The organism is Quisquiliibacterium sp. (assembly GCF_982640115.1).
Window position 1 is genome coordinate 18,291 of sequence record NZ_CEXFHW010000031.1, and the last position, 10,433, is coordinate 28,723.

Annotated in this window: 10 protein-coding genes; 3 read left to right on the forward strand and 7 right to left on the reverse strand. The window is 70.1% G+C overall.

Annotated features, from left to right (window positions below):
- Nucleotides 1-11 precede the first annotated feature (11 nt).
- A complete protein-coding gene (locus AC2H6A_RS05740; protein ID WP_484272187.1) occupies nucleotides 12-761 on the reverse strand; it encodes a GntR family transcriptional regulator in 750 nt (249 codons plus the stop codon).
- 249 nt (nucleotides 762-1,010) lie between these two features.
- On the opposite strand from AC2H6A_RS05740, the gene AC2H6A_RS05745 reads away from it, so the two are divergent.
- Nucleotides 1,011-2,369: a cytochrome-c peroxidase gene (locus AC2H6A_RS05745; RefSeq protein WP_484272188.1), complete on the forward strand. Its 1,359-nt coding sequence runs from the start codon at nucleotides 1,011-1,013 to the stop codon at nucleotides 2,367-2,369.
- A gap of 137 nt (nucleotides 2,370-2,506) precedes the next feature.
- Here AC2H6A_RS05745 and AC2H6A_RS05750 read toward each other — a convergent pair whose 3' ends face one another.
- Both AC2H6A_RS05750 and AC2H6A_RS05755 read right to left on the reverse strand, forming a co-directional pair.
- Nucleotides 2,507-3,766 carry a type II toxin-antitoxin system HipA family toxin gene (locus AC2H6A_RS05750; RefSeq protein ID WP_484272189.1) on the reverse strand — a complete coding sequence of 420 codons (1,260 nt, stop codon included), beginning with the start codon at nucleotides 3,764-3,766 and terminating at the stop codon, nucleotides 2,507-2,509.
- The gene (locus AC2H6A_RS05755; RefSeq protein ID WP_484272190.1) at nucleotides 3,756-4,097 is read right to left on the reverse strand and encodes a helix-turn-helix domain-containing protein; all 342 of its coding nucleotides are present in this window, start codon (nucleotides 4,095-4,097) and stop codon (nucleotides 3,756-3,758) included. The genes AC2H6A_RS05750 and AC2H6A_RS05755 overlap by 11 nt, the downstream gene beginning before the upstream one ends.
- 260 nt (nucleotides 4,098-4,357) lie before the next feature.
- Between AC2H6A_RS05755 and AC2H6A_RS05760 the strand changes: the two genes are divergently transcribed.
- Both AC2H6A_RS05760 and AC2H6A_RS05765 read left to right on the forward strand, forming a co-directional pair.
- The gene (locus AC2H6A_RS05760; RefSeq protein WP_484272191.1) at nucleotides 4,358-5,962 is read left to right on the forward strand and encodes a peptide chain release factor 3; all 1,605 of its coding nucleotides are present in this window, start codon (nucleotides 4,358-4,360) and stop codon (nucleotides 5,960-5,962) included.
- Between the two features lie 171 nt (nucleotides 5,963-6,133).
- Nucleotides 6,134-7,060: a glutathione S-transferase family protein gene (locus AC2H6A_RS05765; protein WP_484272192.1), complete on the forward strand. Its 927-nt coding sequence runs from the start codon at nucleotides 6,134-6,136 to the stop codon at nucleotides 7,058-7,060.
- 9 nt (nucleotides 7,061-7,069) lie between these two features.
- On the opposite strand, the gene AC2H6A_RS05770 is transcribed toward AC2H6A_RS05765, so the two are convergent.
- From AC2H6A_RS05770 to AC2H6A_RS05785, 4 genes are all read right to left on the reverse strand, one after another.
- A complete protein-coding gene (locus AC2H6A_RS05770) occupies nucleotides 7,070-7,792 on the reverse strand; it encodes an SDR family oxidoreductase (protein ID WP_484272193.1) in 723 nt (240 codons plus the stop codon).
- A gap of 36 nt (nucleotides 7,793-7,828) precedes the next feature.
- Nucleotides 7,829-8,497 carry a dienelactone hydrolase family protein gene (locus tag AC2H6A_RS05775; protein ID WP_484272194.1) on the reverse strand — a complete coding sequence of 223 codons (669 nt, stop codon included), beginning with the start codon at nucleotides 8,495-8,497 and terminating at the stop codon, nucleotides 7,829-7,831.
- 55 nt (nucleotides 8,498-8,552) lie between these two features.
- Nucleotides 8,553-9,206 (reverse strand): GTP cyclohydrolase I FolE, encoded by a 654-nt coding sequence (gene folE / locus AC2H6A_RS05780; protein WP_484272195.1) that lies wholly within the window; start codon nucleotides 9,204-9,206, stop codon nucleotides 8,553-8,555.
- A 101-nt stretch (nucleotides 9,207-9,307) separates the two neighbouring features.
- Nucleotides 9,308-10,433 (reverse strand): M20 aminoacylase family protein (locus AC2H6A_RS05785; RefSeq protein ID WP_484272196.1); only part of this gene is annotated, 1,126 nt, incomplete at its 5' end.

Genomic DNA, 10,433 nt, shown 5'->3' on the forward strand with positions numbered 1-10,433 from the left:
CGATGCCTTTCTCAGGAACGCGGCTCGGCGCTGCGCGAGGCGAGCGAGAGCCGGTGCAGGGTGATGTGGCGGATCTCGGCGCGCGAGGCGCCGATGTGCGCGCGGATGAGCATCTCGACATCACCCGTGCGGCGCGCGAGCAGGGCGCCGAGAATCCTGGCGTGCTCCTCGTAGGCGGCGTGGATGCGATCGGGCTCGATGAAGTCGAGCCGGCGGATGATGCGGATGCGCTCGGTGAGGTCGCGGTGCGTGCGCAGCATTTCGCGATTGCCGGCGAGCTCGACCAGGGTGCTGTGCAGCCGCTCGTCCTCGCGAGCCACGGTCTGGCCGTCGAGGTTGCGCTGGCGCTTGGGCACGCGCCAGAAGGCGCACAGTGCGCCGAGGTCGGGCGCCGGGTCCAGCGCGCACAGCCGCCTTGCCGCGATCAGCTCGATCTGGGTGCGGAAGTCATAGAGGTCCTCGTAGTAGGCGAGGTCGAACGCCGGCACCTGCCAGCAGGCATGACCGCTCACCCGCTGCAGCGAGCCCTCGCGCGCCAGCACGTGCAGCGCAAAGCGCAACGGCGTGCGCGACACCCCCAGCCGGTCGGCGAGCTCCTGCTCGGCATAGCGCCGCCCGGGCGCCATGCGGAACTCGAAGATGTCGTCTTTCAGGCGCTCATAGACCGTCTGCGCGAGCGTGGTCTTCTCGCGGTCGGCTGCGGCGGTCTGCACCAGATCGAGGCTGGGCGGTGCCGAACGGGGAGTCTTGTTCACCATCATGAGGATTTGCGCACCAATTGGGATCCCAAACGGGTTCTGGCTGGGGGCGAGCAGGAACAGCGCAAGACCTGTGCCAGCAGGGCAGCGAGCCGCGAGCCGCGGGCCGCGGGCCTTACCGGCCGTTCGTCGGCCAGGCGCCACCGGTCGGGCTGCGCTCCGTTAGGGTTGTCCTTCGACCCGCGGGCCGGTGATCACGCCGGATCGGGTGCTCCGCGCGCTGGCGCCCTCTCTCCCCGATTCCCTCCCGCCATGACCTCTCCTGCCCGATCTGCCCGCGTCAGCGCTCGGCTGCGCACGCCCTTCCTGCTGCTCTCGGTCGCCCTGCTGGCCTGCGCCTGCGGCGGTGGCGGGTCATCCTCGGCGGGTGCCGATGGCGCCGCGGTGGTGACCAACGACGGGGTCGGTGGCGCGCCCGGGCCTGCGCCGTCGCCTGCCGGCTCGCCGGCGCCGGCACCCGCACCGGCACCGGCACCGGCACCTGCGCCTGCGGCCTCTCCCCCGCCTGCCGCCAGCACCGCCACCCCGCTGTCGGTCGGCGCGCTGCTGTTCCGGGAGAAATCCTTGTCGGCCAGCGGCCAGCTCGCCTGCGCCAGTTGCCACGACGAGGCCAGGGCACATGCCGACCCCGCAGGCACCACCCTGCCCCTGGGTGGCGTGACCATGACCGTGCAGGGCATTCGCAGCAGCCCTTCGTTGCGCTATCTCGAGGACAACACGGCCTTCCGCCTGGGCGGCAACGGCAATCCGCGCGGCGGCTTCACCTGGGATGGCCGGGCCGACACCCGCGCTGCGCAGGCGGCCGGACCGCTGCTGGCCGTCAACGAGATGGCCAATGCCGACATCGCCGCGGTGGCCGCCAGGGTGCGCGCGCTCGGCTACTTCGGCGACTTCGCCCGTGTCTTCGGCCTGGCCGCGGGCGCCGGCGACCAGGCGGTGTACGACACCCTGCGCAGCGCGTTGCAGACCTATCAGCAGCTCGATCCCGACTACCAGCGCTTCAACAGCCGTTTCGACCAGTTTCTCGACGGCAAGATCGCTCTCAGTGCCCAGGAGCAGCGCGGCCTGGCGGTCTTCAACGATCCGGCCCGCGGCAACTGCAGCAACTGCCACAGCAGCCAGACCGGCGGTGACGGCAGCCGGCCGCTGTTCACGAACTTCGGGTACTTCGCCCTGGGTGTGCCACGCAACCCGGCCATCACGGCCAACGCCGATCCGGCCTTCTTCGACATGGGCCTGTGCGGCCCGAAGCGAACCGACCTCAGCGCCCGCACGGACCTGTGCGGCTTCTTCAAGGTGCCCACCCTGCGCAATGTGGCCCTGACCGCGCCCTATTTCCACAATGGCGCGATCGCCAGCCTGGAGGATTCGGTGCGCTTCTATGCCACCCGCGACAGCAACCCGGCCTGGTATCCGGCGGTGGCGCCCGGGGTGCTGCCGTACAACGACCTGCCGCTCGCCCTGCGCGGCAATGTCCACCAGGGCGCGCCCTTCAACCGCGGGCGCGCGCCGCGGATCAGCCCGCAGGACGCCGACGATCTGGTGGCTTTCCTGCGTACCCTCACCGATGACCCGGCGCTGCCGCCGGCCAGCCGCTTCGTGGGGCGATAGCGCGCCTGTCCATGCCGGCCGATTCCCGCGCCCGCGAGCCCTCCTGCGCGGACGATGCCGCCCCCTGACGGCCCGGCGAGCCTCTGTCATTCGGAACTCGCACACGCACCCACCGCGCGCAATGCAGCGGCTGATGCTCAGGCATGTTCGGTTTTCTGATCGAAGCCCGGGTAGGCGAACGCCGAGGCGATCTTCTCGCAGTCCCGCTCGCTGACGCCCGCCGCGCGCGCCATCGGGTACCAGCAGCCGCGTACCTGCGCTTGCATCGCATCGACGATCGCACGCGCTTCGTCCGGATCGAGCAGGAAGCGGGCGCTTTGCGAGAGCAGGTTTTCTGCATTCGCGAACCGGCCCGCATCGCCGCACGCCATCGCCAGATCGCGCCGCTGCGTGCTGACCGGCACGGCAGGCGTCAAGTCATAGGCAGGCGAGAGGCTCCAGTCGGTCGCGCGCGCGAGGACCGCATGGTTGCGCGGGTGATCATCGACGTTGGAGATCAGCGCGTTGAAGCACATCCGGCGGAACAGTTCGGCGGTGCCTTGCCGGGGCTCTGCACAGACGCGCCGCAGTTCTTCCGCGAGCAAGACGTACGACCACTTGTCGCGTGACTGGTAGGTGTCCTCCGCGCGCAGCAGGGTCAGCGCGCTCACCATGCGGGCGCGCCGGTAGCCAGCATCGGTCTTCTCACGGTCGAAGCGCTTGACCAGAAGGACATCGCGCCCGGCGACTTCGACAACCCGGCTTTCCGCCGTGACGAGACCGCAAGCCCGTGCGAGGGTCAGCATGGCGTGTTCGACCCGCGCGTTGTTCCAGGGGTCGTCCGGCCTGTTGAACTTCGCGATCCAGAGGCCTTCGTCGTCTTCGACCACGGCCTTGGGGCGCGCGCCGCCCATCGACGTGCCGATCACCATCAGATTCTCGACCTGATCGTGATCAGCATCGGCCACGATGGCATCGGCGATGGCCTGCACCGCTGCCAGATCGAGTGTCCGGTTGAAGGTGCGCTTGGGTGCGGGTGGCGTCTGGTGGAGCCCGAAGCCGAGCGCGCCCGCCCGGTCATCGGGCGAGTACAGCAGGTAGTCCATCTCGCTGGGCTGCGCCTTGCCAAGATGCCGCTGGATGACCCGGCGGCCCCAGTAGTCCGGACTTGCATCGCGCAGCGCGCCGAAAACGCCCTCCATCGACGCGGTTGCATAGGTTCGCGGTGCAAGCTTCAGCTCGACCGGGTCGATCGCCACGGCATTGGGCCGCTCAAGGTAGCTGCGTCCGTAGACAAAGCGCCCCTCGGGTACGCCCCGTCGGTCAACGGAAAGCGCGAAGCGTCCGGCTGTGACGGGCTCGGTTTCACCAGGCAGCGTGATGTAGACGAAGCACTCCCCCGGCGCTTCAGAAGTCATTGCTCAGCTCCGCCTTCGGACGGGCGCGGCCCCGCTCGCGCGAAAGCGCCAGGGTCTGTCCTTCCTGATCCCGCTCGGGCGTGGCGACAAGATCAAGCTGATCAAGCAGGTCGAGCGCCCAGAGGAGCGCCGCATAGACCGCGATGCCGGTCGAGGGCTTTCCCTTCTCGGCGTCGGCGACGGCACGCTCGCCCGTGCCGATCTTCTCGGCCATCTCGCCGATGGTGAGGTTGCGCCGCAGCCGCGCCGTGCGCAGGTTCGCACCCAGCCCTTTCAGCGTCTTTTCGACGGCGTAGGGCGGCGCAGTGAGCAGCTTGTTGCGGGCAGTCATCGAAGCACCTCTATGAGTGTTCCTGTCTCCTTGACCAGTACCATGACGGGAGGTGGAGTTCAAGGAAAAGTGCTCTTAAGAGCACACTAACCCATATAATATGCTCTTGAGAGCAGCTAATAATAAAGCTAGAATCTCCAGCGTTGGGAGTCCTCAGGACCAGGGGTTTCCCAGCCTCAGAAGAGAAGGCCGGTGTGCCGCCGCTATGGGCACCTTCAGAAATGCGTACATAGCTGTGTACATAACGGGGTTCTTGGGTGATGTCGAACGAGCAGATCGTCAGTGAAGTCAAGCGCAGACGCACGTTTGCCATCATTTCCCACCCCGACGCCGGCAAGACCACGCTCACCGAAAAGCTGCTGCTGTTCGGCGGCGCCATCCAGCTCGCCGGCACGGTCAAGGCCCGCAAGAGCGCGCGCCACGCCACCTCCGACTGGATGGAGGTCGAGAAGCAGCGCGGCATCTCGGTCACCAGCTCGGTGATGCAGTTCGAGTACGCCGGCCATGTCATCAACCTGCTCGATACGCCCGGCCACCAGGACTTCTCCGAGGACACCTACCGGGTGCTCACCGCGGTCGATGCCGTGGTCATGGTCATCGATGCCGCCAAGGGCGTCGAGGCCCAGACCATCAAGCTGCTCGAGGTCTGCCGGCTGCGCAGCACGCCGATCATCACCTTCGTGAACAAGCTCGACCGCGAGGTGCGACCGCCGGTCGAGACCCTCGAGGAGATCGAGTCGGTGCTGCACATCGACTGCGCGCCGGTGACCTGGCCGCTGGGCATGGGCAAGCGCTTTCGCGGCGTGTTCCACCTGCTCGATGACCGGCTGATGCGCTTCACGCCGGGCGAGGAGCGGCGCAGCGACGACACCGAGCTGATCACCGGGCTCGACAACCCCCGCCTGGACGAGCTCTTCCCCGACGAGGTGGCCGAGCTGCGATCCGATGTCGAACTCATCCGTGGCGCCTCGGCGCCGCTGTCGCTCGAGCGCTTTCTTGCCGGCACCCAGACGCCGGTGTTCTTCGGCTCGGGCATCAACAACTTCGGCGTTCAGGAGGTGCTGCAGGCCCTGATCGACTGGGCGCCGCCGCCGCAGCCGCGCGACGCGACGGTGCGCATGGTTCAGCCCGTTGAACCGGCGTTCAGCGGATTCGTGTTCAAGATCCAGGCCAACATGGATCCCAAGCATCGCGACCGCATCGCCTTCTTCCGGGTGTGCTCGGGCCGTTACCAGCCGGGCATGAAGGTGCGCCAGCTGCGCACCGGCAAGGACCTGAAGATCGGCAACGCGCTCACCTTCATGGCCAACGAGCGGGTGGCCAGCGAGGACGCGGTGGCCGGCGACATCATCGGCATCCACAACCACGGTCAGCTGCAGATCGGCGACAGCCTCACCGAGGGCGAGGCGCTGGCCTTTCGCGGCATCCCGTACTTCGCGCCCGAGCTCTTTCGCATCGCGCGCCCGCGCGATCCGCTCAAGAGCAAGCAGCTGCACAAGGGCCTGCGCGAGCTCGGCGAGGAGGGCGCCATTCAGGTCTTCGAGACCGAGACCGGCAATCTGCTGCTGGGCGCGGTCGGCGTGCTGCAGTTCGAGATCGTGGCCCAGCGCCTGACCACCGAATACAAGGTCGACGCCATCTACGACGCGGCCGACATCTCCACCGCGCGCTGGCTGGTCTTTCCCGACGACGAGGAGCGCAAGCGCTTCGAGCGCGAGCAGGCCGCCCGCCTCGGCCGCGATGTCGATGGCAACCCGGTGTACCTGGCCACCAACCGCTACAACCTGCAGGTCACCGAGGAGCGCTGGCCGAAGGTGGGCTTTCACGCCACCCGCGAGCACGGGCAGCGCATCGCGCAGGGTTGAGCGCGCCGGGCCGGCTGGGAGCTGAGTGGGGGGCGATGAAGCCTTGGCCCGCGTCGAAATCGAAGCGGATGCGGTTGATCGGCCCGGATTCGGCGTGACGCCGCAGGCCGCGCGCGGCGATGATGGCGCGACCGCTTCGCGGCCATCACCGCCCACCGCGCAGAGAGCGCCATGACCGACGTCATCCTCCATCATTACGACTTCTCCAACTTCGCCGAGAAGGCGCGTCTCGCGCTGGGTTTCAAGGGCCTTGCCTGGGGCGCGGTCACCATCCCGCCGGTGGCGCCCAAGCCCGATCTGGTGGCGCTCACCGGCGGCTATCGGCGCACGCCGGTGCTGCAGACCGGCGCCGACATCTGGTGCGACACCCGCCTCATCGTGCGCGAACTGGAGCGGCGTCACCCGCAGCCGCCGCTGCTGCCTTCGGCGCTCGCCGCGCAGGCCGAGGCCATCGCCTTCTGGGCCGAGAACCGGCTGATGCGCCCGATCACGCTCTATGCCTCGGGCATGAACGGCGATGTGCTGCCGCCGGGCCTGCAGGCCGACCGCTCGGCCATGCGCGGCCTTCCCGCGCCCGACGAGGCCACGATGCTGCGCGCGGCGCGCCGCAACGCGCCGCTGGCCCGCGCGCAGATTCCGCAGATCGAGGCGATGCTCGCCGATGGCCGCCCCTGGATCCTGGGCGCGCAGCCCACGGTGGCCGACCTCGCGGTGTATCACCCGCTGTGGTTTTTGACCGCGCGCACCCAGCGGCTCGCCTTCGAGCTCTCGGGCTTTTCGCGCCTGGCCGACTGGATGCAGCGGGTGCGCGCGATCGGCCACGGCCGGCCGCAGCCGATGCCGGCGCAAGAGGCCATCGCCGTGGCCCGCGCCGCCACGCCCGCGCCGCTGCCGCCCTCGGCCGCGCAGCCCGAGGACCCGCCTCTGGGCAGCCAGGTACGGGTGCGCGCCGACGACAATGGCCAGGAGATCACCCAGGGGGAGCTGGTCTACCTGGCCGCCGACGAGATCGCGCTGCGTCGCGTGGACGATCGCGCCGGCGAGGTGGTGGTGCACTTCCCCAGGCTGGGCTACGACCTGCGTCCGGCCCGGGGGTGAGGCGGCCGCTCAGACGTGCCGCGTCAGCCCGCCGTCCACCCGCAGGTTCTGCCCGGTGATGTAGCCACCACCCTCGCCCGAGAGGAACACCGCGGTGCGGGCGATCTCGTCCACCCTGCCGTAGCGGCCCATCGGGATGCGGGCGCGCCGATCGGCGGTCTCGGGCAGGCTGTCGATGAAGCCCGGCAGCAGGTTGTTCATGCGGATGCCCGCGGCGGCCTGCTGGTCGGCGAAGAGCTTGGCGAAGTGCGCCAGCGCCGCGCGCAGCGTGCCGCTCACCGGGAACAGCGGGTCGGGCTCGAGGGCCGCGTAGGTGCTGATGTTCAGGATCGAGCCCCCGCCCTGCGCGGTCATCACCGGCACCAGCAGCCGGGCCAGCCGGATCACCGGCATCAGGATCACATCGAGGCCCTTGTGCCAGTCGGCGTCGGCGATTTCGAGCAGCTTGCCCTTGGGCGGATGCGGCGAAGAGCACACCGCGGCGTCGATGCGGCCGAAGGTGTCGAGCGTGGTCTGCACCGCGCGCTGCAGATCGTCGGCCTGCAGCACGCTGCCGGTGATGCCGACGCCGCCCAGCTCGCGGCCCAGCGCCTCGCCGCGGCCGCTCGAGGACATCACCGCCACCTGCCAGCCCTGCGCGGCGAACTCACGCGCGCAGGCCGCGCCCATGCCGCTGCCGGCGGCGGTGATCAGGGCCACGCGCCGTGTCGGCGCGCCTGCGGGTGAGCTCATGGGAATGCCTCCAGGGGTCGATGGTCTTGGCTGCGATCAGCCGACATGGGTGGCCAGGAACTGCAGGCTGCGCTGGCGCGCGAGCGTGGCGCTGGCGGCGTCGTAGGAGCCCCGCTGGTCGCAGTTGAAGCCATGGTCGGACGGATAGACATGGGTGACCGCCTGCGGGTGCGCGGCGGCGATCTCGCGCGCCTGCGCGATGGTGGGCGAGCGGTCGCGTTCGGCGAACTGGAACATCACCGGGCACATCGGCTGCGCGGCGATGTTGGCGTGGATGCCGCCGCCGTAGTACGGAATCGAGCAGGCCAGGCCGGCAACGCGCGAGGCCGCCACCCAGGCCACCGTGCCGCCCCAGCAGTAGCCGGTGATGCCCGCCTTGCCAGCGCCGGCCACATGGGCCAGGCAGGCCTGCACATCGAGCATGGCGCCGTCCATCGAGGCCTTCTGCATCAGCGCGATGCCGGTCTGGATGTCCTCGGGGGTGTAGCCGGTCTCGAAGCCGCGCTGCACGCGATCGAACAGCGCCGGCGCGATCGCGAGATAGCCATCGGCGGCATAGCCGTCGGTGACCGCGCGGATGTGGCTGTTCACCCCGAAGATCTCCTGCACCACCACCAGGGCGCCGCGCGGCGTGCCGGCGGGCTGCGCCACCCAGGCCTGGAAGCGGTGGCCGTCGGCGGCGGTGAGTTCGATGAAGTGTCCCATGCAGTGTCTCCTGGCCGCGCGGGCGGCGATCGGTGGGGTGGTGGCGCGACGCGGCTCAGATCGACGGACCGGGCAGCGCGCGCATGAATTCCGCGCGCAGCTGGGCATCGTGCCCGAAGCAGCCCGCGAAGGCCTGCGTGACCACGCGCTCGTCGCCGCGCCGATCCTCGCCGAGCAGCAGGCACAGCTGCTCGGCCTCGATCACGCAGGCCGCGCCGGCGGCCCGACCGTGCTGGTGGAGCGCGTCGGCGATGTCGCGGGTCATCCATTCCTGATAGGTGAAGCGGTGGCCGATCGCGTCGACCAGGCGCGCGATCCGGCCGAAGCCGTGCAGCCGGCCGCCGGGCACATAGGCCACATGGGCCACGCCGCGAAACGGCACGAGGTGGTGCGGGCACACGCCGTGGATGGCGATGCCGCGCACGATGACCATGTCGGTGCGCGGATCGGCGAAGCCCTCGCCGAGCGCCTGCGCCGGGTCGAGGTTGTAGCCACCGAGCAGGCGCCGCTCCCAGAGCTCGCGCACGCGGCGCGGGGTGCTGCCGGTGTGCGCGCCCTCGGGCTCGATGCCGCAGGCGCGCAGCAGGTCGGTGATGGCGCGCTCGAAGGCGGCCGGGTCGAAGCCGCCGATCCGCGCGATGCCCAGCGTGCCGCCGGGCGGCGGCGGGTGGGCGTGATCGTGATCGTGCGGGTGGGCGTGGTCGCTCATGGCGGACGGCGGCGTGGGCGGACGGCGCGGTGCGGGCGGCGCGGTGCGGGCGGCGGGCGGGGTGGTCGGCGCTCGGCTCGGTCGGCAGGCAGCGGTGCGGCTCAGGCCGGCGCGAGCTTGCGCTCGACCACGCTCGCGAAGAAGCTCGCGCCCAGCGGCAGGGCCGCGTCGTTGAAGTCGTAGGCCGGGTTGTGCACCTCGCAGGACCCCTCCACATCGCCGTTGCCGATGTTGATGAAGCAGCCCGGCACCTTCTCGAGCATGTACGAGAAGTCTTCGGAGGCCATGATCAGCGGCGCGTCGGTGACCACCTGCGGCGCCCCGACCAGATCGCGGCAGACCGACAGCGCGAAGTCGGCCTGCTCGGGATCGTTGACCAGCGGCGCGAAGTTCACGCGGAAATCCACGCTCGCGCTCGCGCCCATCGACTCGGCCACGCCCCGCGCCACGCGGCGCATGTTGGCTTCGATCAGGCGCATGGTCTCGTGCGAGAACGCGCGCACCGTGCCCGAGAGGCGGCTGGTCTGCGGGATCACGTTGTAGGCGTCGCCGGCGTGGAACTGCGTGACCGAGAGCACCGCGGTGTCCACCGGGCGCACATTGCGCGAGATGATGGTCTGCAGGGTGCTGGCGATCTGCACGCCCACCATCAGCGGATCCACCGACGATTCGGGCCGCGCGCCATGCGCGCCCACGCCGGTGATGTCGATGTCGAAGAACGCCCCGCCGGCCATCATCGGCCCGCGGTGCACCGAGAAGCGGCCCACCGCGAGCTTGGGCCGGTTGTGCATGCCGAACAGGCTGTCGCAGGGAAAGCGCTCGAACAGGCCGTCCTCGAGCATGGCGCGCGCGCCGCCCAGGCCCTCCTCGGCGGGCTGGAAGATGAAGTTCACCGTGCCGTCGAATCGCCGGGTGGCGGCGAGGTAGCGCGCCGCGCCCAGCAGCATCGCGGTGTGGCCGTCATGGCCGCAGGCATGCATGCGCCCGGCGTGACGCGAGCGGTGCTCGAAGTGGTTGGCCTCGTCGACCGGCAGCGCGTCCATGTCGGCGCGCAGGCCCACGCTGCGGCCCGAGGTGCCGTTGCGCAGCACGCCGACCACGCCGGTGCGGCCCACGCCGCGATGCACCTCGATGCCGAAGCCGGCGAGCTGCTCGGCCACCAGGGCGGCGGTGCGGGTCTCCTCGAAGCCGAGCTCGGGGTGGGCGTGGATGTCTCGCCGCCAGGCC